Origin of the sequence: Mycobacterium sp. 852002-51961_SCH5331710, assembly GCF_001665535.1 — a bacterium.
Taxonomy (GTDB): Bacteria; Actinomycetota; Actinomycetes; order Mycobacteriales; family Mycobacteriaceae; genus Mycobacterium.
In genome coordinates this window covers 77,650-101,911 of the sequence record NZ_LZSQ01000117.1, presented here as the reverse complement: position 1 = coordinate 101,911, position 24,262 = coordinate 77,650, and the positions used below count along the sequence as shown (strand labels likewise).

Genomic DNA, 24,262 nt, shown 5'->3' with positions numbered 1-24,262 from the left:
GGTCAGCCCTCCGCCACCGTGACGCGGGTTGACAGTCCGGCGACCACCTCGCCGATGACCCGCACCGCTTGCGGGACGGCCGACGCGACGGCATCCGACAGCCCGATACCCTCCTCGACGCGGTCAACCTCGCAACCGATCACCACGGTGAAGGGAGGGGTGCCGCCGAGCGCGTTGAGGCTGGCGAACACCGCCGCGGGATCCATCGCGTGCGCGTCCAGACCCGTTGCGCCACAGGCGTCGGTGAGGTCGGCCTCGAACACGTGAAGCGTGCCGGGCGCTCCGCGGTTCGGGATGGCGTCGACGAGGACCAGGGCGTCGCAACCGTCGAGCAGATCGTAGGCCAGGTGCATGCCGCCGATCCCGTAATCGGCGACCGCAACGTGTGATCCGGCGAGGTCGGGCGGCACGCGGCGCATCACCGCGGGGCCGAAGCCGTCGTCCCCGAGGAAGATGTTGCCGAGACCGGCTACCAGGATTCGGGAGATCAGGACACCTCGTTCGCCGTCACATCCGGCGCATTCTCATGTAGCGCCGGGCATCCGGCACGGAGCGGATGCCCACAGCCGCCGCCGCCACGGCCACCACCGCCACGATTCCTACTGCGATCCAGCCGATCACTTCCATTGCGGACTCCCTTCAACCAGAGGTTCGACCTCGTCGGGTGCGAAGTACAGGTACCGGCCGTACCAGTCGTGCAGTTCGGCGCCGGGATCGTCTTCGATGACGACGCCGATATGGTGTTCGCCGTCGACGTCCTCATGTACCGAGGTGACGCGCGCGATCTTGTCGGCATAGAAGACGTCCTGCGCGTCGGCCCGGCGGGAGGGGTGCAACCGCACACGGCTGCCGCGCGCGACGCGAGTGTCGTTGACCAGCACGGCATCCGAGTCCGGCCGCACAGCGGTGTCCGCCGTCGGGTCCCACCATTCGACGCCGGCGGGGATGTCGGGAATCAGGCCCGGTTCGCGGCACGGCGCGTGCGGATTGCGCAGCACGCCGTGCAGATCGAGCATCGCCTCGGGCGACATCGAGTCGCAGCGCTCGATGATCGCTGCGGCGCGTCGATCGGTGGCTCTGGCTTGAGCCTTCTCCTCGTCGGTCATGGTCATGACCCGCAGCGTCAGGATCTCGTCGATCTCGGTCGAGTCGTAGAGCGCACCCTTGCTCTGCTCGGCGATCTCGGGGTGGTCGTAGAGGATGATCGGCGACGCGAGCACGAGGTCGCGATGCGGCGCCGGGCCGGCCAACACCGGAAAGCAGCGGTGCTGACGGCACCGCGCCACGGCGCCGGCGGCCCAGTCCGGCGGTTCGAGCAGGGAGACGAACTCGCCGTCGGCCACCTCCAGCAACAGATGGGTCCCGATCAGCGACACGGCGATCGCCTCGTCCTGGTCGTCGGCCGGTGCAGCCGTGTTGCACACATCGAACGTGAGACGCAGCAGGTCGCCGTCCTGCTCGGCGGACATGTCGAGCCGACCGCTCAGCTCGCGTCGGGTCCGCACCAGCCTGCCACCCGCGACGGGTTCGATCTCTCTCGCCGACGGAGCCGAAATGTCCAGTGTGGCAGGCAGGCTCATGACCGGGAACGGGTCGATCGGAATCTCGCACTCGACCGCCTCGTCCCAACTGACCCACGCATCGGCACCCGAACGCAGTTCGCCGACCGGTTCGAACCGGCCGCCGCCGGCGTCGCGTTCGACGCTGCGGCGTTGCAGTTGCAGGAAGCGAATCACTCCGGTGACCATCGGGATGCCGTGCGGGTCGAGCAGCACCTGGGTGGACAGCGAGGCGTCCTCGCCGATGGTGGCCTGCGCGGCGCCGCGCGGTCCGAGAACGCCGAACTGCCAACGGGACTGGTTCTTGCTCGAGCTGGCGCGGTAGGGGTACAGCAAATATCCCTCGTAGAGCACCGCATCGGCGACAGCTCGTGCGTGATCCCAGTCCGCGGTCATCGAATCTCCTCTGCGGTGTGAGTGGCCAATAGCGAAACGATCGCGTCGTCGTAGTTCAGAAGGCCGCGGGCTGATTTGAACTCAGACAGCATGTCGATGGTGTCGTGCCCCAGGCGCAGCCAGCCGGTGTTGGGGTAGTGCAGGCGCATCAGGTCATGCCACGTGGACACCGGTAGGTCGTAGTGGTCCTCGCGATCCCATGGCACCTGCTGCACGCGCAGATTTCTTTCACTGCGGGTGAAAACCGTTCCACTGAACAGAAATTGCAGCGGGATGTCACCGTCAGCCAGCGCATGGAAGTATTTGGCCGCGGTCACCTCGAAGTCGTAGGTGCACTCGAGCGGCAGGTCCACCTGCGTCGTTCCGGTGAAGCCGGACACCATGGTGCTGGCATGCTGCCAGAGGAAATTGTGTTGTGTGGTGTCCCATCGCTCGCGGGGCCCGAACAGATCGAGCAGTCCGAGCGCCTCGTCATCGGAGTATCGGCGACGCAAGGGTTCGATGCGGACCTGGCACCGCAGTGCGATCGCGTGCACGGGGTCGTCGCCGTCGGCGGCGATGCCGATCCGGGCGGTGAGAACCGGTGCCACCGCGTACGGTTCGGCGCGGATGTCGAGCACGGCGAAGGTCAGCTCTGGCACGGCGCCACCACCTTCGCCCGGTCACGGACGTGCTCGAAGAACTCGTCGAGGTAGCCGCGCACCCGCTGACCGCCGTCGAAGCCGTGCCACAGCTGGCGGAGCCTGCCGACGAACTCGTAGCAGGCGTCGATGGGCAGCAGGAAGCATTCCGGGTCTCGACCGTCGTCATCGGGAACCCGCACGAGCAGGGCCTCGGTGTCGTCGGCGAGCAGGTCCACCCTCGGGTCCGCCGAACGGACCCCCTCCCATGCGGAGAGGTCCAGTTCGGACTCGGTCGCGCCCGCAGGTCCGGGATAGAAGGCCACGACGCGATCCAGCGTCGAGTTGCGAAAGAAGAACGCCAGCCCGACCGGGATCTGCAGAAGCTGCCAATCCCGGCGCGCCAGGGCGAAATCCGGGAACGATAACCAGCGGTCGGGGACCGCGCGATAGCGGAGTTCGGCCTTGGTGTCGGTGAACAGCAGATAACAGCCGCGGCACACACACATCAGCGCTCGCGCCTCGACGTTGACGACGTGTTGGTGTTCGTCGGCGATCGGCTCGGCGCACATCTCACAGCGTTCACCCGCGCGCGCGGGGACGCCGCGGTTGGCCCGGATCATCGCGAGCACGTCGTAGGCGCTGCTCATGCCACACCTGCTTCGGTGGGTTGCGCGGCCATCGCGATCGACAGCACGCCGTCGCGCGCCAGCAGCGGGATCGGCTCGAGGTGGGCGAGCGGATCGGCGCCCTCGTCGACACAGGTCCCGGCGTGCACGACGTCGAAATGGGCGTGGCAGCGCGGGCAGCGCAACACCGCGTCGCCGGTCGGAGAACCCATGCGACGGTGCAACGCGGCACCGGCCAGCGACTCGCGGCAGACACCGCACCGGTCGCGATAGGCGAACACCTCGTCGCCGATGCGGCACGCCAGCACGGTGGTTCCCGCCACGGAGAAGCCGCCGACCTCACCGGGCATCAGGTCGGTGAATTCCGGTACGGGGTGCCACGAGGCCTGCCCGGGCGCCCGTTGCTGGACGCGGCGAAAGAGCGTCGCCGGTGGAATCACCGTCGGGCTCGACTGCGGAGCGACCACCTCGATCGCGCTGACTTCCGGAGCCGCCGCCCGGATGGCGTCTTCGACGGTCAACTCCAGCGTGACCGCCGACGAGGGGCAGCTCTTGCAGCTGCCGGAGAACTGCAGGTGAACGGTGAATCCGTCTGGGCCGTCGACTGTTTCGAGAAGCGCGACGTCACCGCCGTGTGAACCGAGATACGGGCGGACCCTGTCCAGGGCATCCTCGATGCGCCGGTGGATGCCGTGCGGGTGCAGCCCGTGTACGAGCAGCAGGCTGGCGACGAGGTCGTCGTCGGCCAGCCGTTCGGCCAGCGTGGCATCGGCGCTCACCGCGATCCGCAGGATCCGTTCGAGTCCGGCGCCGTAGAGATCGGTCACCTCGCCGACGAGTTGAACCGCCCGTTCGTGCGCGGCGGGGCCGCCCGCGGCGGACGCGTCGAGCAGGGCCTGTATTCGGTCGCCCGCCGTACGCCACTGCGCGTCGTCTCGGATCGGCGGGGCCATTCCCTATTCCCCGGTGACGGACTGGGTGGGGGAGTGAAGCAGGTCGAGTGACTTTCCCTTGCCCAGGTACATGTGCACGCCGCACGGCAGACACGGGTCGAAACTGCGCACCGTGCGCATGATGTCGATGCCCTTGAAATGCTCCCTGTCGTTCTCCTCGAAGATGGGCTGGCCCTGGACCGCGTCCTCGTATGGCCCGGGTGTGCCGTAGCTGTCGCGGGGGGCGGCGTTCCACGGCGTCGGCGGATACGGGTGATAGTTCGCGATCTTGCCGTCGCGAATCACCATGTGGTGGCTGAGGACTCCGCGGACCGCCTCGGTGAACCCGCAGCCGATGCCTTCGTCGGGCACCTCGAACTTCTCCCAGGTCTTGGTCCGGCCGGCCCGGATCTCGGTCAACGCCTTCTCCGCGAAGTGCAGGGCGCAGGCGGCCGCGTAGGCCTGGAAGTACGTCCTGGCGCGGTTGCGTTCGAGCGTGTTGCTGCCGTGTTGCGGGATCTTCCACTCGAGTTCGACCGGACCCTTCAGGGCCGTCTTGGGCAGGTTGATCTGCACGCTCTGGCCGGTCGCCTTGACATAGCCGATGTCGACCAGCCCGGCGAGCGCGGTGGACCACAGCCGCGCCAACGGGCCGCCGCCGGTGTCGAGTGCCAGGTGATCCGTGCCGTCGAACCAGCGCGGTGCCATCACCCAGCTGTAGTTGCCGTCGAAGTCGCGCTTCTGCGGCCGGGGGTTGGTGTGCTGGTTCCAGGGATGGCGCCGGTCGATCGGATTGCCGAGCGGATCGGTCTTGACGAACATCTCCTGGTCGGTCCAGTCGTCGTAGTACGAGTGGCCCAACAGGATTCGGATGCCGAGATTGATGTCGACCAGCGAGTGGGTGTGCAGCTTTCCGTCGATCACCACCCCGGGCGTGACGAACATGGCGTCGCCCCAGCGCTCCATGTCCTTGTAGGAGAAGTTGCACACCTCGGGATCCTGGAACGAGCCCCAGCAGCCCAGCAGCGTGCGGCGCAACCCGACCTGCTCGTAGCCGGGCAGCGCGTCGTAGAAGAAGTCGAAGAGGTCGTCGTGCATCGGCACGACCTTCTTCATGAACTCGACGTAACGCATCAGCCGCGTCATGTAGTCGGTCATCAGCTGGACCGTCGCGGTGGTGCCGATGCCGCCGGGATACAGCGTCGACGGATGGACGTGGCGACCCTCCATGAGGCAGAACATCTCTCGGGTCCACCGGCTGACCTGCAGGGCCTCGCGGTAGAACTCGCCGGTGAACGGGTTGAGCGCGCGCATGATCTCGGCGATCGTGCGGTAGCCGTGCATGTCCGCATGCGGCGCCTGGGTATTCTCGGCCTTGGCCAACACGCTGGGATTGGTCTCGGAAACCATCTTCTCGCAGTAGTCGACACCGACCAGGTTCTCCTGGAAGATGTTGTGGTCGAACATGTACTCGGCGGCTTCACCGAGGTTGATCAGCCACTCACCGAGATGTGGCGGCTTGACACCGTAGGCCATGTTCTGGCAGTAGCACGAGCACGTCGCGTGGTTGTCACCGCAGATGCCGCAGATGCGGCTGGTGATGAAGTGGGCGTCGCGAGGGTCCTTGCCCTTCATGAAGATCGAATAACCGCGGAAGATCGACGAGGTGCTGTGGCACTCGACCACCTCGCGGTTGTCGAAATCGATCTTGGTGTAGATGCCGAGGCTGCCGACGATCCGGGTGATGGGATCCCACGCCATCTCCACCAGTTGGCCGGGGTCGCGCTTCACGTGTGACGGCTCGGGGATGATGGTTGTCATCGAACTCTTCTCTTTCTTCAGATGAGAAGCGTCACAGGCAGTTTCGAAGCCCGAAAGCACGCCTGCGCGCCGCGGGGCGAGCCGCACCTACCAGGTGCGGGTCGCTCCGGTCGTGAGTTGCGTGCCGGGATGGCGCCACTTCGGTTCTTTGTCGACGGTGCGGCCGGTGATATGGCGCAGGCTGCGGATGACCGATCCGTACAGTCCCGACGCCGCGGTGGACACCTTGCCGCCGGGGGGTTCGTCCATGAACGGCATGAACTTGTCGGGGAATCCGGGCATGGTGCAACCGATGCATATGCCGCCCACGTTCGGGCAGCCGCCGATTCCGTTGATCCAGCCCCGCTTGGGTACGTTGCATTTGACGACGGGACCCCAACAGCCCAGCTTGACAATGCATTTCGGCGATCCGTATTCGGTCGCGAAATCACCCTGCTCGTAATAGCCGGCCCGGTCGCAACCCTCGTGCACGGACGCACCGAACAGCCACTGGGGCCGTAACGCATCGTCGAGCGGGATCATCGGGGCCTGATCGGTGGCCATGTACAGCAGATAGGTCAGCGTTTCGGCGAGGTTGTCCGGATGTATCGGGCAACCGGGCACGCAGACGATCGGAATGCCGGCCTTGCTCTTCCACTCCCAGCCGAGATAGTCGGGCACGCCCATGGCACCTGTCGGATTGCCCGCCATCGCGTGGATGCCGCCGTAGGTGGCGCACGTTCCGACCGCGACGATGGCAGTGGCCTTGGGCGCCAGCCGATCCAGCCACTCGCTGGTGGTCATCGGTTGGCCGGTGGCCGGATCGTTGCCGAACCCGCACCAGTAGCCTTCGGCTTTGATCTTCTCGTTCGGGATCGACCCCTCGACGACCAGAACGAACGGCTCCAATTCGCCTCTGTCGGCTTTAAAGAACCACTCGAGGAAATCGTCGGCGCCCCCGTTCGGTCCACACTCGAAATCGATCAGGGGCCAATGGACGGCGATCTTGGGCAGCCCGGGAAGAGCGCCAAGGGCGATCTCCTCGATGCTGGGCTGGGTGGCGGCAGTCAACGCCACCGAATCACCGTCACAACTCAATCCGGCGTTGATCCACAGCACGTGGATCAAGGCCTCTTCCGCTTTGACTGCTGCCTCCGTTGGCATAGGTCACAGCTTTCTGGGGGCCGGGCTGGGGCCCTCACGACCGGGAGCCGGGCTGGGGCTCCCAACCTCACGTTGTGCCGTGGCGCCGAATTCCGGCGCTGAGTCTGGGTTTACTCCCGGGGTTATGTCTTGTCAACGGTTGACAGGGCAGAAGCTGAGTTTGCGCAATCGTCGATCCAGTCGTACCAGTGCGAGCTACCATCACCCGTGGCGGCCGACATCGCCAGTATCTGCGCGTCGGGATTCAGTGATCGCACGTAACCGCAACATTTTTCAAGATCGAAGTCGACGTATGGCAGTAAATCGATCTTGTTGACGATCACCAGCCCGGCCGCCGCGAACATGTGCGGGTACTTCAACGGTTTGTCGTCGCCCTCCGTCACCGAGATGATGACGACTTTGCTGTGCTCGCCGAGATCGAACAGCGCGGGGCAGACGAGATTTCCCACGTTCTCGATGAACAGCACCGAGCCACGCTCAGGGTCGAGCTCGTGCAGCGCGCGGTGCACCATCTCGGCGTCGAGGTGGCAACCTGCGCCGGTGTTGATCTGCACGGCGCGTGCTCCCGCGGCCGTGATGCGTTCGGCGTCCAGCAGTGTCTCCTGATCGCCCTCGATGACCGCGACCGGGCGAGCCGAGTTGAGATCGCGGATGGTGCGCTCGAGCAGGGTGGTCTTACCGGCGCCCGGAGAGCTGGTGAGGTTGAGCGCCAGGATGTCGCGGGCGGCCAGCCATGCGCGGTTCCGTTCGGCGAGCTCGTCGTTCTTGGCGAGGACCCTCTGTTCGAGCGTGATGGTCTCGGTGTGGACGTGTTCGCCTTCGTGGAGATGGTCATGCTCGTGAGGGTGGAGGTGGGTGTGTCCCGGCGTGGTGATGGTCGCACCGTCGTCGCCGCAGCCGCAGGTCGCGCACATGCTCAACTCACCTCCATCGAGAGAATCCTCAGATCCCGACCGGCGGTCACCTCGACATCGGCACTGCCGCAGGGACACAACAGAATCAGATCGGGTAGTTCGAAGCTTTGGCCGCAGGTGTGACAGCGCGCCGCGCCGGGTTGCACATCGAGGTCCAGGCGCGCGCCGTCGGCGACGGTGCCCGCGGTGGCGAGTTCGAAGCAGAACCGCATAGAGTCCGGTACGACGGCGCACAGCGCGCCGACCTCCAGCTTGACGCAGTGCACCCGGCGTCCCGCGGCGTGCTCGCACACCGCATCGACCACACTCTGCGTTATCGCCATCTCGTGCACGCGGACCCCGTTTCGGCCGGGATGACTTTCACGATAGGCCCCGCGACCCCCCGCAGGGAGCGGACTATTCGACACGCTGCCCACCGCACGGCGTGTCTCCCTTGAGTCGAACAGGTGTTCGTCTACTGTGGGTCGTGTTCGACGGCTAGATGCTGCTGGTCAGGCCGACTTGTCCCGGAACTTGTCGGTGGCTGCCTCTAGCGTCACGGCCAACAGATCGAAACCGATCACCGAACAGCTAGACATCCGAAGGACGGAGAACCCCATGGCGCAGGCACCCGACCGCGAGAAGGCCCTCGAGCTGGCACTCGCGCAGATCGACAAGAACTTCGGCAAGGGGTCGGTGATGCGGCTCGGCGAAGAGGTCCGCCAGCCCATCTCGGTCATCCCGACCGGTTCGATCGCGCTGGACGTGGCCCTCGGCATCGGCGGCCTGCCGCGGGGCAGGGTCATCGAGATCTACGGCCCGGAGTCGTCGGGTAAGACCACCGTCGCGCTGCACGCGGTCGCCAACGCGCAGGCCGCCGGCGGTATCGCGGCATTCATCGACGCCGAGCACGCGCTGGATCCGGAGTACGCCAAGAAGCTCGGGGTGGACACCGACGCGCTGCTGGTCAGCCAGCCCGACACCGGTGAGCAGGCGCTGGAGATCGCCGACATGCTGATCCGTTCGGGCGCGCTGGACATCCTGGTCATCGACTCGGTGGCGGCGCTGGTGCCCCGCGCCGAGATCGAGGGGGAGATGGGCGACAGCCACGTCGGCCTGCAGGCCCGGCTGATGAGCCAGGCGCTGCGCAAGATGACCGGCGCGTTGAGCAACTCGGGCACCACCGCGATCTTCATCAACCAGCTCCGCGAAAAAATCGGTGTGATGTTCGGGTGTTTTGCCTATGGCACCCGGGTGCAGTTGGCCGACGGCACCACCGAGAAGATCGGCAAGATCGTCAACCAGAAGATGGACGTTGAGGTCATGTCCTATGACCCGGACACCGATCAGGTTGTGCCCCGCAAGGTGGTGAACTGGTTCAACAACGGTCCCGCCGAGCAATTTCTTCAGTTCACCGTCGAGAAGTCGGGCGGCAACGGCAAATCGCAGTTCGCGGCTACCCCGAACCACCTGATCCGCACTCCCGCCGGCTGGACGGAAGCGGGCGACCTCGTCGCCGGTGATCGAGTGATGGCCGCGGAGCCGCATCGACTCAGCGATCAGCAGTTTCAGGTCGTACTCGGGTCTTTGATGGGCGATGGCAACCTGTCGCCGAATCGCCGGGACCGTAATGGGGTTCGCTTTAGAATGGGCCACGGCGCCAAGCAGGTCGACTATTTGCAGTGGAAGACAGCGCTTCTGGGCAATATCAAGCACTCGACCCACGTAAATGACGAGGGCGCAACGTTCGTCGACTTCACCCCGCTGCCCGAGTTGGCTGAACTGCAGCGGGCGGTGTATCTCGGTGACGGTAAGAAGTTCTTGTCCGAGGAGTACCTCAAGGCGCTCACTCCGCTGGCGCTTGCTATCTGGTACATGGATGACGGGACGTTCACCGTCCGTTCCAAGGGGCTGCAGGAGCGCACCGCGGGTGGCAGCGGGCGTATCGAGATTTGTGTCGAGGCCATGAGTGAGGGCACTCGGATCCGGCTGCGTGATTATCTGCGCGATACACACGGTCTGGACGTACGGTTGCGGCTGTCCGGTGCGGCCGGAAAGTCGGTGCTGGTGTTCTCCACCGCGTCCAGCGCGAAGTTTCAGGAATTGGTGGCCCCGTACATCACGCCCTCGATGGAGTACAAGTTGCTGCCTCGGTTCCGCGGTCAGGGCGCGGTAACACCGCAGTTCGTCGAGCCCACGCAGCGGTTGGTTCCGGCGCGAGTCCTCGATGTCCACGTCAAGCCACATACTCGATCGATGAATCGATTCGACATCGAGGTCGAGGGTAACCACAACTATTTCGTCGACGGCGTCATGGTGCACAATTCGCCCGAAACCACAACGGGCGGAAAGGCTTTGAAGTTCTACGCCTCGGTCCGGATGGATGTCAGGCGGATCGAGACCCTCAAGGACGGCACCGACGCGGTCGGTAACCGCACCCGGGTCAAGGTCGTCAAGAACAAGGTGTCGCCGCCGTTCAAGCAGGCCGAGTTCGACATCCTCTACGGCAAGGGCATCAGCAAGGAAGGCTCACTCATCGACATGGGTGTCGAGCAGGGCTTCATCCGCAAGTCCGGCTCGTGGTTCACCTACGAAGGTGAGCAGTTGGGCCAGGGCAAGGAGAACGCCCGCAACTTCCTGCTCGAGAACGTCGAGGTGGCCAACGAGATCGAAAAGAAGATCAAAGAGAAGCTCGGCATTGGCGCCGTGGTGACCGATGACGAAGTCCTGCCCGCCCCCGTCGACTTCTGAGGCCTCGCGCGAGGAGCAGGCGCGAAATGTGTGTCTGCGTCTGCTCACCGCGCGAGCGCGCTCTCGGGCCGAACTGGCCGGCCAGCTCACCAAGCGTGGATACCCAGACGACGTCAGCGAAAAGGTGCTCGACCGGCTCGAACAAGTCGGCCTCGTTGATGACGCTAATTTCGCCGAACAGTGGGTCCGATCCCGGCGGGTGAACGCCGGAAAAGGCAGGCGCGCGTTGATTGCCGAGCTACGGACCAAAGGCGTCGACACGGACATCATCGAGGCGACGCTGGCCGACGACGAACCCGGTGCCGAACGCGCCCGCGCCGAGCGACTCGTGGCCGACAAGCTGCGCCGCGAAAAGCTGGCCGATGGCGACGACGCCAAGCTGGCCCGTCGGCTCGTCGGGATGCTCGCCCGGCGCGGCTACAACCAAACGATGGCGTTCGACGTCGTCAAGGTCGCTTTGGCCAACGAACGCGAGCGTCGCCAGGTCTAGGACTCCAGACCGTGGTCGAGAAGTCGAGTCCTCGGCGCACGTAGCGTGGCCGGTTGCAAGGAAATAGCCGACCGCGTAAGCATTTTGCATGCAGTTGTCCGTCAAGCTGGCGCCCACCTTCGACTACCCGGTCCTCGAGCGGTTCTGGCGGACCGCCGACGACCTCGGATTCCCGGCGGTGTGGAACTACGACCACTTCTACGGCCTGGTCGATCCCACGACGCCGACCCACGAGGGGTGGACCAGTCTCGCCGCGATGGCGGTCGTCGTGCGGCGCGCCCGCGTGGGCTGCCTGGTCAGCGGTGTCACCTATCGCAACCCCGCGGTGCTGGCGAAGATGGCCGTCACCGTGGACCACATCTCCGGCGGGCGACTGGACTTCGGTCTCGGGGCCGGCTGGCACGAGGCCGAGCATCGCGGTTACGGGATCGACTTTCCGCCGCCGGGACAGCGGGTCGCGATGGTCGACGAGGCGCTGACGGTCATCCGCAGGCTGTGGACCGAGGAGACGGTCGACTTCATCGGCCGTTTCTTCACGCTGCAGCAGGCGCTCTGCGATCCCAAGCCGCTCCAACGTCCGCATCCGCCGATCGTCGTTGGCGCGTCGCAGCCGAAGATGTTGCGCGTCGCGGCACGCCACGCCGACGAATGGAACATGCCGAGTACCTCGCCCCAGGAATGGGCGGCCGCCAGCCACGGTCTCGACGAGGCGTGCGCGGCCGAAAGCCGTGACCCAGCGTCGATCCGACGGGGCGTGCAGTTGTTCCTGCATCCGGAGCAGCCCGATCAGGTCGACGCCCAGCTGGACTCCCTGGCCGATTACGGCCGACTCGGCTGCCAGCACGTCGTGTTGTCCTTCTATCAGCCGCCCGACGACGAGTTGCTGGCCCGATGCGCGGAACTGGCCTGATCACACGGCTTTAGCGCCAGGTGCGCCCTCCTGCTCGACGGCCTCGGTCTCAAGCGGCGTCGGACCACGACGCGAACGCCGCATCCGCGCTTCCACCCGGGTCGCCACCCAGGACAGCGTGAAGTTCACGGTGATGATCAACAACGCGACCACGATCAGCGCTGGCAGCAGATTGCTGTAGGCGGTACCCATCTGCACGCCCTGGCGCACGAGTTCGAGGAACGTGATGATGTAGCCGATCGCGGTGTCCTTGAGGACGACGACGAGTTGCGAGATCAGCACCGGCAGCATCGACGTGATCGCCTGCGGCAACAGGATCGAGCGCATCGTCTGGCCCCACGTCATGCCGAGGGCATAGGCCGCCTCCGACTGGCCGCGGGGCAGGGCGTGGACGCCGGCGCGCACGATCTCGGCGATGACTGCGCCGTTGTAGAGCGTCAGCCCGGTGATGACCGCGGCGAGCGCCAGATGCCTGGACGGGAACATGTCGTAGGCGGCGTACAGCGCGAACGCGAACAGCATCATGATCAGAACCGGTACGGCACGGAAGAATTCGACGATGACCGCGCACGGCCACCGAAGCAGGCCGTGTGTCGAGAGTCGGCCCACACCGAGCAGCAGACCGAGTATCAGCGCCAGCACGATCGACACCGCCGCGGCGGTCAACGTGCCTTGCACGCCGGGCAGTACGTACGTCCTCCACAGGTCGGCCGTCAGGAACGGCTTCCATTTGGCCGCCGTGAGCTGATCCTTGGCCGCCATCTGCACGAGCACCGCGACCAGGACCAGCGCGGTGACGACGATGACGATCGCCGACACGAACCAGTTACGAACCCGCGCCCGCGGTCCCGGAGCGTCGAAGAGGACAGAAGCCGAACTCATCGGTTGACCGCCATCCGTTTGCCGAGCCAGCCGAAGAACAGTCCGGTCGGCAGTGTGAGGACGACGAAGCCGGCTGCGAAGATCGCACCGATGGTGAGGATCGCCGCTGTGTTCTCGATCATCTCCTTCATCAGCAACGCCGCCTCGGCCACGCCGATCGCCGAGGCGATCGTGGTGTTCTTGGTCAAGGCGATCAATACCGACCCCAGCGGAATGATCACGGCTCGAAAAGCCTGTGGCATCAGGATGAGCCGCAGATTCTGCCCGAATGTCAACCCCAACGACCGCGCCGCCTCGGCCTGGCCCAGCGGCACGGTGTTCACCCCGGAGCGCACCGTCTCACATACGAATGCCGCGGTGTACAGCGCCAGGCCGAGCACCGCCAGACGAAAGTTGCTGTCTTCGATGGACGTACGCGAGTTCGGGTCGACCAGCGTGATCCCCATGGTCCCGGCCAACCCGAACGAGCAGAACAGGATGATCAGCGTCAGCGGCGTATTGCGCACCACGTTGACGTATGTCGTTCCGAGCCAACGCAGCACCGGCACCGGTGCCAGCCGCATCGCGGCCAGCACCGTGCCGAGCACCAGCGCGCCGATGCCGGAGTAGACCGTCAGCTGGATGGTCGTCCAGAACGCCTCGACGATCTGGCCGACGGTGTAGCCGGGGAGAACCTCCACATGACCTCCTAGCGCGGGGGAGGTCCGTCAGCTCTGGTTGATCTGCGGGGGCTGCGGCGCGGGAATCCCCGCCGCCCCGAGGTTGTCGTCCCAGGCCTTCTTCCAGGCGCCTTCCTGAATCATTTTCGCGAGCGCGTCGTTGATCTTCGTCAGGAGCTCGGAATCGCCCTTCTTCAAACCGATTCCGTAGCGCTCCTCGGAGAAGGTGCCGCCGACGACCTTGAACGCACCGGGGTTCTGCGCGGCATAGCCGGCCAGGATCACCTCGTCGGTCGTCACCGCGTCGATGCCGCCGTTCTTCAACGCCTCGACGCAGGCCGAGTACGTGTCGTACTGCTGCAGTTGTACGCGGGGGTACTTGTCCTTGATGCGTTGAGCGGGTGTGGATCCCGACACCGAGCAGAGCTTCTTGTTGTTCTCCAGCGATGCCTCACCGGTGATGTCGGTGTTGTCGGCGCGCACCAACAGGCTCTGGCCGGTGATCAGATACGGTCCGGCGAAATCGACCTTCTTCTCCCGCGCCTCGGTGATCGAGTACGTCGCAACGATGTACTTCACCTGCCCGTTCTGAATCAGCGTCTCGCGTTGACCGGACGGCGCTTCCTTCCACTCGATCTTGTCCTCGGGATAGCCGAGCTGCTGGGCGACGTACTTCGCCACGTCGACGTCGAAGCCGCTCATGCTGCCGTTGGGATTCTTCATTCCGAGCCCGGGCTGGTCGAACTTGGTGCCGATGACGATCGTGTCGCCGTCGCTCCCACCACCGCAGGCGGTGGCGGACAGAGGCAGCGCGACGGCGAGAGCGAGCGCTCCCAGAACGCGCCTGGAGATCGATGGCATTGGAGATTCCTTTCGACTAGTGGTGAAGGATCTTGCCGAGAAAGTCTTTGGCACGGTCGCTTTGGGGGTTGGTGAAGAACTGGTCGGGTTCGGCCGCCTCGACGATTGCGCCGTCGGCCATGAACACCACCCGGTTGGCCGCGCCCCGGGCAAAACCCATCTCGTGCGTCACGACCAACATCGTCATCCCGTCTTTGGCCAGCGACGTCATGACGTTGAGCACTTCGTTGATCATTTCGGGGTCCAGCGCGCTGGTCGGTTCGTCGAACAGCATCACCTTCGGGTTCATCGCCAAAGATCGCGCGATGGCCACCCGCTGCTGCTGGCCACCGGACAACTGCGCCGGGTACTTGTCGGCCTGATTCGCAATGCCCACCCGCTCGAGCAGCTGCATCGCCTTCTCGCGGGCCTCGTTCTTCGATTTTTTGCGCACCTTCATCGGAGCCAGAGTGACGTTCTCGAGGATCGTCTTGTGGGCGAACAGGTTGAAGGACTGGAACACCATGCCCACGTCGGACCGCAACTCGGCGAGCTTGCGTCCCTCCTCGGGAAGCACTTCACCGTCGATCGTGATCGTGCCCGAATCGATGGGTTCGAGCCGATTGATGGTGCGGCACAACGTCGACTTGCCCGAGCCCGACGGACCGAGCACCACGATCACCTCACCGCGCTCCACGTCGAGGTTGATGTCCTTGAGCACATGCAGGCTGCCGAAGTGTTTGTTGACATCCGAGATCGAGATCATCGGCACGCTTGACTGAGTCGGATTGACCTCTTTTCCGTCCGACTCGCTGGTCTTCATGGGTGCAGACCTTACCGAGGGAAGGGCATGCCTGCCCGGAACTCGTCAATCCGCCCGGGTCGGCGCACCGCCGGGTCCGTACCATGGGGCCGTGACTTCGATGGTGACGCGACAGGGAGCGGCCGACGTGGCCGTTCGCCCACACGCGACCGACGAGTCCTCACGCGCGCCGGCGACAATCCGCACGTACCAGGTCCGCACCTACGGCTGCCAGATGAACGTGCACGACTCCGAGCGACTCGCGGGATTGCTGGAAGGCGCCGGGTACCAACGCGCCGCCGAGGGCGAGGACGCCGATGTCGTCGTGTTCAACACCTGCGCCGTGCGCGAGAACGCCGACAACAAGCTCTACGGCAACATCAGCCACCTGGCGCCGCGCAAGCAGGCCAATCCCGATATGCAGATCGCCGTCGGCGGCTGCCTGGCGCAGAAAGACCGGGCCGCCGTGCTGCGCCGGGCACCGTGGGTCGACGTGGTGTTCGGCACACACAACATCGGGTCCCTGCCCACGCTGCTCGAACGGGCCAGGCACAACAAGGCGGCCCAGGTCGAGATCGTCGAGGCGCTGCAGGAGTTCCCGTCCGCGCTGCCCGCCGCCCGCGAATCCGCATATGCCGCTTGGGTGTCGGTGTCGGTGGGCTGCAACAACACCTGCACGTTCTGCATCGTGCCCGCGCTGCGCGGCAAGGAGGTCGACCGCCGGCCCGGCGACGTGCTCGCCGAGGTGCAGACGCTCGTCGAACAAGGCGTGCTCGAGATCACGCTGCTCGGCCAGAACGTCAACGCCTACGGCGTCTCTTTCGTCGACCCCGAAGAGCCGCGGGACCGCGGCGCGTTCGCCAAACTCCTGCGCGCCTGCGGGCGCATCGACGGACTGGAACGGGTGCGGTTCACCTCACCACACCCCGCGGAGTTCACCGACGACGTCATCGCCGCGATGGCCGAGACGCCGAATGTGTGCCCGACGCTGCACATGCCGCTGCAGTCCGGGTCCGACCACATCCTGCGCGCGATGCGACGGTCCTACCGCGCCGAGCGCTACCTCGGCATCATCGACCGCGTCCGCGCGGCGATACCGCATGCGGCGATCACGACCGACCTCATCGTCGGCTTTCCGGGTGAGACCGAGGAGGACTTCCAGGCGACGCTCGATGTCGTCGAGCAGGCGAGGTTCGCCAGCGCGTTCACCTTCCAGTACTCCAAGCGGCCCGGCACCCCCGCCGCCGAGTTACCCGATCAGATTCCGAAAGCCGTTGTGAGCGAACGCTATCAGCGTTTGATCGACCTCCAGGAGAGAATCTCGCTCGAGGAGAACCGCGCGCTGGTCGGCCGCACCGTCGAAGTCCTGGTGGCTGCCGGGGAGGGCCGCAAGGACGCCTCGACGGCCAGAATGTCGGGCCGTGCCCGCGACGGCCGCCTGGTGCACTTCAACCCGGAGCGACTCGACATCCGCCCCGGCGACGTCGTGACCACGACCGTGACCGGCGCCGCACCGCACCATCTGATCGCCGATTCGGCCGTGCACAGCCATCGGCGCACCCGGGCGGGCGACGCCCACGCCGAAGGTCGGCGCCCACGCACCGGAGTGGGCCTGGGCATGCCGGGCATCGGCGCACCGACGACACCCGCTACCGCGACGGGATGCACACAGTGACGACGCCCGGCGACAACGGTTTCGAGGAGTTCAAGGGCGACATCGAGGCCGCCGAGCGACGCGTCGCGGGCGAGATCGACCCCGGCGCACGAGCCCTGGTGATCGCCATCGGGGTGTTCGTACTGCTGGTGTCGTTCATCCTGCCGCACACCGGCGACGCGCGCGGTCTGGATGTGCTCGTCGGCGGCGAAACCGCGCTCCGCGAGGGAATCACCCTGCCGTTACGGGTATTCGCTTGGCTGGTACTGGTATTCGGCGTCGGCTTCTCGATGCTCGCGCTGCTCACCCGGCGCTGGGCGCTGGCCTGGATCGCGCTGGCGGGCTCGACCGTGGCGACGCTTCTCGGTTTGTTGGCGGTGTGGTCGCGCCAAACCGCCCCCGACCGTTACCCGGGTCCCGGAATCGGGCTCATCATCGCCTGGATCGCGGTCGCGGTGGTGACGTTCCACTGGGCCAGGGCGGTGTGGGCGCGCACCGCGCTGCAGTTGGCCGCCGAGGAGGAACGGCGCAGGGCCGCCGCGGAGCAACAGAAGAAGGGTCTGCTCGAGAACCTCGACGACGACAACGGCTCGACCGACGGCTGACCTACCCCTCGGCGGCCGCACCGAATGGCCTATTTCTGAGTGGGACAGGCCTCGATCGGAACCTTCATCACGAGGTCGCCCTGCTTGTCGAAGTGAAACGTCATGTCCACCGACTTGCCCGGCGTCGCCGATTCCCGAAGCCCCTCGACTCTGGCCGTGAAGGGTTGGTCTGCGGCGCCGTCGGTGACGTCTTCGATCGGTTGGCCGGCGGCGATCGACGTCTCGGGCGGAATCTCCAGCGTCGCATCGGGAGACAGCCGAATCGCCTCGGCGGCGGGTGTCTCGATGCCGAGCAGGCGTTCGGGCTCGGTGATCCGGTTGTTCGTCACCGTGAACGTGAGCGCCGCCGCATCGCCGACCTGAATGGCGCACGACCCCGGTATGAAGCGCGGCACGATGAAGGCATTCTCGACCGACGTCGTCTCGGTCTCCGAACCCGCGCCCCGGTTCGACGAGTCCATGTTCGGATCGCCGCCGCAACCGGCGACCAGCACGCTCGTCACCAAACCGGCCGCCGCAACGCGACGCCGTGAAACGGTAAGTGTCTTCATCTGAGTTGCCGATCTCGCGGCAAAGCATCCCGGCGAGTCGAAGCGCGGCAGGCACAGCCAGTCGACCCGGGAGTGGGATCGGCGAGGTCTTCCACTCGCAGAGACTGGGCTTTGGTCGGGTCAACGGTGAGAGCTTGCATGGTGAGAAGAGTTGCCCGCGAACCGCGTCCCTATACGTTCGGCAGCCGACCGGCGCACCGGGCCCACTGCGCCTACTTCTGTTTGCTGAATTTGCGAGTCCGGGTTCACGGGTTCTTATTAGAGTCCTTTCAGGTTGCGGTATTCCTGCGCCGATAGTCTGCACGTACAGGCCGGTCGACAGCGCCCAGCCGAACGGTGGGCGGGCTGGTCCGACGTCAATACCGAGAGGGGAGGCTGTCATGGTATCGGCCCTGATGGAGGCTGGCAATCGCGTCGATTTCGTGGAACCGACGGGCGGCACGGGCGCGGTGGGGACTCACGAAGACGACTACGACGACGTGCACCCGCAGTGTTGCGAGCTGCGCCGCACGCCGGAGGGGGCGCGACGGGATTCGCTTCGTTGCCAGATCATCACCAGATGTTTGCCGCTGGCCGACCATATCGCGGGCCGCTTCGCCGGCCGCGGCGAATCGGCCGACGACCTGAGGCAGGTGGCCCGGCTGGGCCTGATCAAGGCGATCGACCGCTACGACCCAGGCAAGGGGCCGTTTCTCGGCTACGCCGTACCGACGATCATGGGCGAGGTTCGCCGCCACTTCCGCGACCACACGTGGGTCATGCACGTGCCCCGCAGGATCAAGGACACCCGCCAGCGCGTTTGCGCCGCGATCGGTCCGATGTCACAGCGTCTCGGCCGAGCACCGACGGCCACCGAACTGGCCGCCGAGCTCGGTGTCGACCGAGACGAGGTGGTGCAGTCGGTCGACGCGGCTGTCGCGTACCGACCGTCGTCACTCGACGCGGCGGCACCCGGTGATGGGAAATCCGAACCGGCCGCCGCGCGACAGGGCCTCGACGACCCGCGCTACAGCAGCGTCGAGGACGCGCTGACCGTCGCCGGACTGGTGAGCACGCTCACCGAGCGTGAACGGCTGATCCTGCGGCTGCGGTTCTGTGAGAACCTGCCGCAGAGCCAAATCGGCCGGCGCCTCGGCATTTCGCAGGTACAGGTATCGCGGCTGCTCGGCGCGACGCTGGAGCGGCTGCGGCAATCCTGCCGCGAGGAATCCGCGGCAATGGGTATGTCAGGCGCATGATTGTGCTTCGGATAGTGCTTTTCGTTGGTGTCGTCGCGGCGATCGTCGGCGTCGCGGGCTTGTTCACTCCGGTTTCGGCATCACCCGAGAATCTGACGATCGAGTGCGGCAGCGCCGTGGCGCCCGACCTGTCCGCCGCTCGCGCGCACGACGACGGCAGCGCAGCCAACATCCCGGTTCCCGGTGGGGTGGTCGCCGACACCGACTTCACGCGGCTGTGTCAGATGAATCTCGAAGATCGGCGGATATGGACGATCACGCTGGCGGGCGCCGGTGTCGTTGCTGCCGCCGGCGCGCTCGTGCTGGGTGCCCGCTGGAAGCGAGCCAAGCGGTCCCCCTAGCCGGCCCGTGCACCGCTTCGGCAGTCCGAGCCGCTGCTTATCGCCGGCGGCCGATCCGTGCCGTGTGCATACTGAATTCAGGAGGTAAACCTTTGCAGGGCAGGCATTTTCGTGTCGGAGCGGCCGCCGCGGCAGCTCTCGTCGCCGTCGCCGGATGCACGCTGCAGTCCAATCCACAGGACGCGTCGACATCGACTCCGGCGTCGACACCGATCCCGGCAGCGACGCCGTTGACCGAGACTTCCCCGCCTTCGGCGCTGGACCGCACCGGCTACGCCGATCTGGTGGAACGCGTCAGTCCGAGCGTGGTGACCGTCGAGCGCGACGGCGGCGTCGGCAGCGGTGTGGTGCTACGCCCCGACGTCGTGGTGACCAATGCCCATGTCGTCGGCGACGCCCGCGAAGTGACCGTCATAACCGCCGACGAGGAACGTTCGCCCGGCGTCGTGGTGGGCACGGACGAGGTGACCGACCTGGCCGTCGTGCGCACGCAAGGCCAGGACATGCCGGTGCCGCAGTTCCGCGAAGATCTGCCCCGGCCCGGCGAGGTCGCCGTCGCAATCGGGAGTCCGCTGGGGTTCCAGAACTCCGTGACCGTCGGCGTCATCTCGGGTCTGCACCGAGACATCCCCGGCTCGGCGGCGAAAACTCAGTCGTTGGTGGATTTGATCCAGACCGACGCGCCCATCTCGCCGGGTAACTCCGGCGGCGCCTTGCTCGACGCTGAGGGACGGGTCGTGGGGATCAACGAGGCGTACATTCCGCCGGCAGTGGGCGCGGTGTCGTTGGGGTTCGCGATTCCCGCGGCAACGGTGCTCGACGTGGCGAATCAACTCCTCGCCGACGGCGAAGCCACGCACCCGTACCTCGGTATCTCCCTGGGCCGGCTGACCCCGGCGATCCAGCAGCTGCGGGGTGTGCAGGTCGACCGCGGTGCGTTGGTGACCAGCGTCGATCCCGGCGCACCGGCTGCCCTCGCGGGGCTTCGGCCCGGCGACGTGATCGTCGAGTTCGCCGGCAAGCCGGTGCATTCTGTCGAGGACCTACTGGGTGGCTTGCGCCAGACGCAGCCGGGGTCCGAGCAATCGATGGTGTTCATGCGCGGGGGTGACCGTGAACAAACGACGGTGACGATCGGTTCGCGCACGGGCTCACTCTCGCAACCGGGCTAGCATCCGGCCGTGATGTCGAAGGCCGCTGTCGCTGGGCGGTGAGGGTCGTCGGCGAAGTACCCGTAGCCGGTGCCGCTGATCGTGATTCGGCCGTTGTCGCGGGTTGCCCGCAGTTGACCGACGCCACCCGTCCACGCGGAACCGGTGAACCCGCCGAGGTCGCGGATCTTGACGACCTGCGCGTCGGGGCCGTCGTCCGTATCGACGATGGCCGTGAAACCCGTGTCGGTGTCCCCGCTTTCGATGGTCAGCAGCCACTTCACCTTGGCGCAGCTGACGTAGTACCGATCACCGGTGGGATGCGAGTTGATGGACACCGTCGCGGTGCCGCCCATGGGGTCGGGTGAAGCCGGCGGTGCGGAAGAGCAGCCGGCGAGCCCTACGGTCAGCAACAGCGCTGCCGCGGTGCGCGCGACGCTGACATCTTCGACCATGACCGGACCTTCGGGATCGGGTCAAAGTGATACCCGCAATGGCTGCCGGCCATACGCCGGAGGTATACAGCAAATCTCCGTGGGGAACGCGAATGTCAACGCCCGGCGAAGACGAGTAGCCGGGAGTTCATCGAGGCGGCACCATGGACAAACGATTTGCCGTTGCAACAGCAGCCGTGCTGATGATCCCGACGGGATGCGCGTCGGGCCCGGAACTGCTGGCCAAGCACCTCGTCCACGTGAGCATCGACGGGAAGGACGCCGGCGGGCACCCCGTCGATTGCACCCAGGTGGGCTGGCTGTGGAATCTCGAGACGCTCGAGCAGACGCCCGGCCTGATCGCCCAGGTTCGCACCGGGGATCCGGTCGTCGCGCGATCGGTGCAGATCAACAACCTGGGCGGGTTCACGGGCAGCTTTTGGGACAAGACCACCGGTGAGGCCGAAGCCAGCCTGGTGGACGGCAAGTTCACGATCACCGGCACCGCGGTCGGGTTCTTCCACGACGATCCGGGCGAACGCACCACCGCGCCGTTCGAGATCTCCACCGACTGCTGAGCGTTCAGCGGGTCTTGCCGAGCGCCTCGGCGGCCGCGTCCGCCCACTGCCGCCACTGCTCCGCGTTGGCCCGCGCCTCGGCGGCGTCCTTGTCGCGACCGGCGGCCGCGGCCTTCTCCGCTTGACGCTCGTATTGCTCTGCGCGGACCCGGAATTGGTCGGCTCGTGCCTGGGCCTCGGGATCCACACCGTGCGTCGGCGCCTCGCGGACCTTCTTCTCGATGGCGCGCAGACGCCGTTCCAGATCGGCGCCGCGCTCGCGGGGCACCTTGCCGATGGCGTCCCACTTGTCGCCGATCACCCGCAGCGCAGCGCGCGCCGCGTCGAGATCGGAGGTGTCGATCTTCTCCGCCTCGGCCAGCAGCGCCTCCTTGGCCTCCGCGTTGGCACGAAACTCGGCGTCGCGCTCGGCGCTGGCGGCATTGCGGGCCCCGAAGAACTTGTCCTGGGCCGCCTTGAACCGCTGCCACAGCGCGTCGTCGACGTCTTCGGCCGCGCGGCCCGCCGCCTTCCATTCGTTGAGCAGTTCGCGGAACGCCGCGCTCGTGGGACCCCAGTCCGTCGAGTCGGCCAACCCCTCGGCACGCTGGCACAGCGCCTCTTTGGCCTGCCGGGCACCGGCACGTTCACGGTCGAGTTCGGCGAAATGCGATCCGCGCCTGCGGTTGAACTGTTCGCGCGCCGCCGAATACCGCTTCCACAGGGCGTCATCGGTTTTGCGGTCCAGCCCGGTGATCGTGCGCCACTCGTCGAGGATTTCCCGCAGCCGGTCGCCTGCTGCCTTCCACTGGGTGGAGTTGGCGGCGATGTCCTCGGCCTCGGCGGCCAGCGCCTCCTTGCGGGCGGTCTGGGCGGCGCGCAACTCCTCGCGCCGGGCCTTCTCGGCTTGAGCGGTCTCGTCGGCGTGGTTGATGATCGCCTGCAGACGTTCGGCGATCGCGTCGACGTCGCCGAGCACGTGCGCCGTCGGCAGGGTCTCGACCAGCGACTGGGCGGCCGCCTTGATCTTGCGGGCGTCCCCGGTACCGGACTCGAGCCGGCTCTCCATCAGCGCGACCTCGGTTTGGAGATCGTCGAAGCGCCTGCCGAAGTGCGCGTAGGCGGCCTCGGTGTCGCCGGCCTGCCACGATCCGATGATCCGTTCGCCCGAGCCGGTGATCAGCCACACCGTGCCGTCAGGGTCGACGCGACCGAACCGATGCGGGTCGCTCGACGGCGGCGCGGCCACCGGCGGTATGGGTCGGCCCGGCCGCGGCACGGGTCCCGGACGCGGCGGCCCGGGCCGAGGAGCGGGTTTCGGCGCGGAGGACTGGCCCCCTGGCTGGCTGGTCGTCATGTCCGTAATCCTCGTGCCCTCCGCGGCGTGCCGCGTACCTGCCGCGCAACGCGGCGCCTGTTCGCTGTCCGACGCTATTGAAACAGGTCGCCGGGGCACGTGCGCACAGCTTTCCGCGATGACCTGCCTAGGCTCGTGCGACAACCTACGGAAGGACTGCGATGGCCGGTGTCGGCGATGGGGTGGATCTGGCCGTCGTCCTCGCGCTCGGCGCCGCCGTTTTCATCGCGATCGGCGACGTTATCCACCAGCGGCAGGCCCACGAGGTCACCGACGAACCCGTCGGCCACCTCGAGCTGTTCACCCGGCTGCTGCGCGACCGGCAGTGGTGGCTGGGGAGTTTCGTGGCCGCCGCCGGGTTCGGGCTGCAGGCCGCCGCGCTCGGCCTGGGCTCGGTGCTGCTGGTCCAGGCGCTGCTGGTCACCTCGCTGCTGTTCGCTCTGCCGATCAACGCCCGGCTCTCGCATCGCAGGGTGACCCGGTGGCAGTGGATGTGGGCGGTGCTGCTGGCCGCATCGGTGGCGGTGATCGTGACCGTCGGCAACCCGACCGCCGGCCAGTCCCGGGCCTCCTGGGAGACCTGGACCGCGGTGGTCGTGGTGTTGGGGCCGGCGTTGGTGCTGTGTGTCATCGGCGCCAACCTCTGGAAGGGGCCGGTCAGCGCGGTGCTGCTGGCGCTGGTGTCCGGCGCGCTGTGGGGGCTGTTCGCGGTGCTGACCAAGGGCGTCGTCGACCGTCTCGACGACGGGCTGGAAGCCGTGCTGCGAACCCCCGAGCTCTACGTCTGGGCGGCCGTGGCGGTGGCGGGCACGGCGTGGCAGCAGGCATCGTTCCGGGCCGGATCGTTGACCGCGTCCTTGCCGACGATGACCGTGGCCGAACCGGTGGTCGCGTCGGTGCTCGGCGTCGTCGTGCTCGGCGAGATGCTGCGGCCGGGCGAGGCCGGACTGCTCACGTTGATCATCGCGGTGGGGGTGATGGTGATTTCGACGGCCGCGCTGGCCCGCAGTGAAGCCGCCACCGCCGCCCAGCCCGCACCGCATTAGC

Annotated in this window: 27 protein-coding genes; 10 read left to right on the top strand and 17 right to left on the bottom strand. The window is 66.5% G+C overall.

Translation table 11 applies throughout. The annotated features are described in order from the left end of the window. Nucleotides 1–2 precede the first annotated feature (2 nt). The 10 genes from A5752_RS21745 to A5752_RS21705 form a co-directional block, all read right to left on the bottom strand. Nucleotides 3–491 (bottom strand): hydrogenase maturation protease, encoded by a 489-nt coding sequence (locus tag A5752_RS21745; protein WP_082964012.1) that lies wholly within the window; start codon nucleotides 489–491, stop codon nucleotides 3–5. A 16-nt stretch (nucleotides 492–507) separates the two neighbouring features. Then, nucleotides 508–627 (bottom strand): DUF6893 family small protein, encoded by a 120-nt coding sequence (locus A5752_RS28350; RefSeq protein ID WP_502686770.1) that lies wholly within the window; start codon nucleotides 625–627, stop codon nucleotides 508–510. Further along, nucleotides 618–1,955: a hypothetical protein gene (locus A5752_RS21740; RefSeq protein WP_067090004.1), complete on the bottom strand. Its 1,338-nt coding sequence runs from the start codon at nucleotides 1,953–1,955 to the stop codon at nucleotides 618–620. The genes A5752_RS28350 and A5752_RS21740 overlap by 10 nt, the downstream gene beginning before the upstream one ends. After that, entirely contained in the window at nucleotides 1,952–2,596 is a 645-nt protein-coding gene (locus A5752_RS21735; RefSeq protein WP_067090001.1) for a DUF6084 family protein, read from the bottom strand. The genes A5752_RS21740 and A5752_RS21735 overlap by 4 nt, the downstream gene beginning before the upstream one ends. After that, nucleotides 2,584–3,225, bottom strand: a complete 642-nt coding sequence (locus A5752_RS21730; protein ID WP_067089998.1) for a DUF5947 family protein — start codon at nucleotides 3,223–3,225, stop codon at nucleotides 2,584–2,586. Before A5752_RS21730 ends, A5752_RS21735 begins: the two co-directional genes overlap by 13 nt. Continuing rightward, nucleotides 3,222–4,157, bottom strand: a complete 936-nt coding sequence (locus tag A5752_RS21725; RefSeq protein WP_067089996.1) for a NifU-related iron-sulfur-binding protein — start codon at nucleotides 4,155–4,157, stop codon at nucleotides 3,222–3,224. Before A5752_RS21725 ends, A5752_RS21730 begins: the two co-directional genes overlap by 4 nt. Nucleotides 4,158–4,160: 3 nt before the next feature. After that, nucleotides 4,161–5,957: a nickel-dependent hydrogenase large subunit gene (locus tag A5752_RS21720; RefSeq protein ID WP_067090218.1), complete on the bottom strand. Its 1,797-nt coding sequence runs from the start codon at nucleotides 5,955–5,957 to the stop codon at nucleotides 4,161–4,163. Nucleotides 5,958–6,044: 87 nt separating this feature from the next. Next, the gene (locus A5752_RS21715) at nucleotides 6,045–7,100 is read right to left on the bottom strand and encodes an NADH-quinone oxidoreductase subunit B family protein (protein ID WP_067089993.1); all 1,056 of its coding nucleotides are present in this window, start codon (nucleotides 7,098–7,100) and stop codon (nucleotides 6,045–6,047) included. Nucleotides 7,101–7,222: 122 nt separating this feature from the next. Beyond that, nucleotides 7,223–8,014: a hydrogenase nickel incorporation protein HypB gene (gene hypB, locus A5752_RS21710; RefSeq protein ID WP_067089990.1), complete on the bottom strand. Its 792-nt coding sequence runs from the start codon at nucleotides 8,012–8,014 to the stop codon at nucleotides 7,223–7,225. Nucleotides 8,015–8,016: 2 nt separating this feature from the next. Continuing rightward, complete coding sequence (locus A5752_RS21705) at nucleotides 8,017–8,346, bottom strand: hydrogenase maturation nickel metallochaperone HypA/HybF (protein WP_064350943.1); 330 nt, start codon at nucleotides 8,344–8,346, stop codon at nucleotides 8,017–8,019. 265 nt (nucleotides 8,347–8,611) lie between these two features. Between A5752_RS21705 and recA the strand changes: the two genes are divergently transcribed. From recA to A5752_RS21690, 3 genes are all read left to right on the top strand, one after another. After that, complete coding sequence (gene recA / locus A5752_RS21700) at nucleotides 8,612–10,744, top strand: intein-containing recombinase RecA (RefSeq protein WP_067089987.1); 2,133 nt, start codon at nucleotides 8,612–8,614, stop codon at nucleotides 10,742–10,744. Further along, entirely contained in the window at nucleotides 10,710–11,234 is a 525-nt protein-coding gene (gene recX / locus A5752_RS21695; protein ID WP_067089984.1) for a recombination regulator RecX, read from the top strand. The genes recA and recX overlap by 35 nt, the downstream gene beginning before the upstream one ends. Nucleotides 11,235–11,322: 88 nt before the next feature. Next, a complete protein-coding gene (locus A5752_RS21690; RefSeq protein WP_064402441.1) occupies nucleotides 11,323–12,144 on the top strand; it encodes a TIGR03560 family F420-dependent LLM class oxidoreductase in 822 nt (273 codons plus the stop codon). Here A5752_RS21690 and A5752_RS21685 read toward each other — a convergent pair whose 3' ends face one another. Genes A5752_RS21685 through A5752_RS21670 form a run of 4 tightly spaced genes read right to left on the bottom strand, consistent with a single transcriptional unit; the run spans nucleotide 12,145 to nucleotide 15,291 of the window. Continuing rightward, nucleotides 12,145–13,026, bottom strand: coding sequence for an amino acid ABC transporter permease (locus A5752_RS21685; RefSeq protein WP_064402439.1), 882 nt, complete (start codon nucleotides 13,024–13,026; stop codon nucleotides 12,145–12,147). It lies immediately after the preceding gene. Further along, the gene (locus tag A5752_RS21680; protein WP_064415889.1) at nucleotides 13,023–13,706 is read right to left on the bottom strand and encodes an amino acid ABC transporter permease; all 684 of its coding nucleotides are present in this window, start codon (nucleotides 13,704–13,706) and stop codon (nucleotides 13,023–13,025) included. The genes A5752_RS21685 and A5752_RS21680 overlap by 4 nt, the downstream gene beginning before the upstream one ends. A 27-nt stretch (nucleotides 13,707–13,733) precedes the next feature. Beyond that, nucleotides 13,734–14,546 (bottom strand): glutamate ABC transporter substrate-binding protein, encoded by an 813-nt coding sequence (locus tag A5752_RS21675; RefSeq protein ID WP_064415888.1) that lies wholly within the window; start codon nucleotides 14,544–14,546, stop codon nucleotides 13,734–13,736. Nucleotides 14,547–14,562: 16 nt separating this feature from the next. Continuing rightward, nucleotides 14,563–15,291, bottom strand: coding sequence for an amino acid ABC transporter ATP-binding protein (locus A5752_RS21670; protein WP_064402858.1), 729 nt, complete (start codon nucleotides 15,289–15,291; stop codon nucleotides 14,563–14,565). 157 nt (nucleotides 15,292–15,448) lie between these two features. On the opposite strand from A5752_RS21670, the gene miaB reads away from it, so the two are divergent. Both miaB and A5752_RS21660 read left to right on the top strand, forming a co-directional pair. Further along, nucleotides 15,449–17,002: a tRNA (N6-isopentenyl adenosine(37)-C2)-methylthiotransferase MiaB gene (gene miaB / locus A5752_RS21665; RefSeq protein WP_064402434.1), complete on the top strand. Its 1,554-nt coding sequence runs from the start codon at nucleotides 15,449–15,451 to the stop codon at nucleotides 17,000–17,002. After that, on the top strand, nucleotides 16,990–17,586 hold the full coding sequence (locus A5752_RS21660; RefSeq protein WP_067089981.1) for an Rv2732c family membrane protein: 597 nt from the start codon (nucleotides 16,990–16,992) through the stop codon (nucleotides 17,584–17,586). The genes miaB and A5752_RS21660 overlap by 13 nt, the downstream gene beginning before the upstream one ends. Nucleotides 17,587–17,615: 29 nt before the next feature. On the opposite strand, the gene A5752_RS21655 is transcribed toward A5752_RS21660, so the two are convergent. After that, complete coding sequence (locus A5752_RS21655; RefSeq protein ID WP_067089976.1) at nucleotides 17,616–18,137, bottom strand: copper chaperone PCu(A)C domain-containing protein; 522 nt, start codon at nucleotides 18,135–18,137, stop codon at nucleotides 17,616–17,618. A gap of 380 nt (nucleotides 18,138–18,517) precedes the next feature. Between A5752_RS21655 and A5752_RS21650 the strand changes: the two genes are divergently transcribed. From A5752_RS21650 to A5752_RS21640, 3 genes are all read left to right on the top strand, one after another. Then, nucleotides 18,518–19,375 (top strand): SigB/SigF/SigG family RNA polymerase sigma factor, encoded by an 858-nt coding sequence (locus A5752_RS21650; protein WP_231744886.1) that lies wholly within the window; start codon nucleotides 18,518–18,520, stop codon nucleotides 19,373–19,375. A gap of 14 nt (nucleotides 19,376–19,389) precedes the next feature. Next, on the top strand, nucleotides 19,390–19,716 hold the full coding sequence (locus A5752_RS21645; RefSeq protein WP_231744885.1) for a hypothetical protein: 327 nt from the start codon (nucleotides 19,390–19,392) through the stop codon (nucleotides 19,714–19,716). Nucleotides 19,717–19,808: 92 nt separating this feature from the next. Further along, nucleotides 19,809–20,888 (top strand): S1C family serine protease, encoded by a 1,080-nt coding sequence (locus A5752_RS21640; protein WP_231744884.1) that lies wholly within the window; start codon nucleotides 19,809–19,811, stop codon nucleotides 20,886–20,888. Here A5752_RS21640 and A5752_RS21635 read toward each other — a convergent pair. Next, complete coding sequence (locus tag A5752_RS21635; RefSeq protein ID WP_064402426.1) at nucleotides 20,885–21,322, bottom strand: lipoprotein LpqH; 438 nt, start codon at nucleotides 21,320–21,322, stop codon at nucleotides 20,885–20,887. The genes A5752_RS21640 and A5752_RS21635 overlap by 4 nt on opposite strands. Before the next feature lie 143 nt (nucleotides 21,323–21,465). Here A5752_RS21635 and A5752_RS21630 point away from each other — a divergent pair, with 143 nt between their 5' ends. Further along, nucleotides 21,466–21,879, top strand: a complete 414-nt coding sequence (locus A5752_RS21630; RefSeq protein ID WP_064402425.1) for a lipoprotein LpqH — start codon at nucleotides 21,466–21,468, stop codon at nucleotides 21,877–21,879. Nucleotides 21,880–21,883: 4 nt separating this feature from the next. Here A5752_RS21630 and A5752_RS21625 read toward each other — a convergent pair whose 3' ends face one another. Continuing rightward, a complete protein-coding gene (locus A5752_RS21625) occupies nucleotides 21,884–23,215 on the bottom strand; it encodes a DUF349 domain-containing protein (protein WP_067089972.1) in 1,332 nt (443 codons plus the stop codon). A gap of 161 nt (nucleotides 23,216–23,376) precedes the next feature. On the opposite strand from A5752_RS21625, the gene A5752_RS21620 reads away from it, so the two are divergent. After that, nucleotides 23,377–24,261, top strand: a complete 885-nt coding sequence (locus tag A5752_RS21620) for a DMT family transporter (protein WP_067089969.1) — start codon at nucleotides 23,377–23,379, stop codon at nucleotides 24,259–24,261. The last annotated feature ends 1 nt before the right edge of the window (nucleotide 24,262 follow it).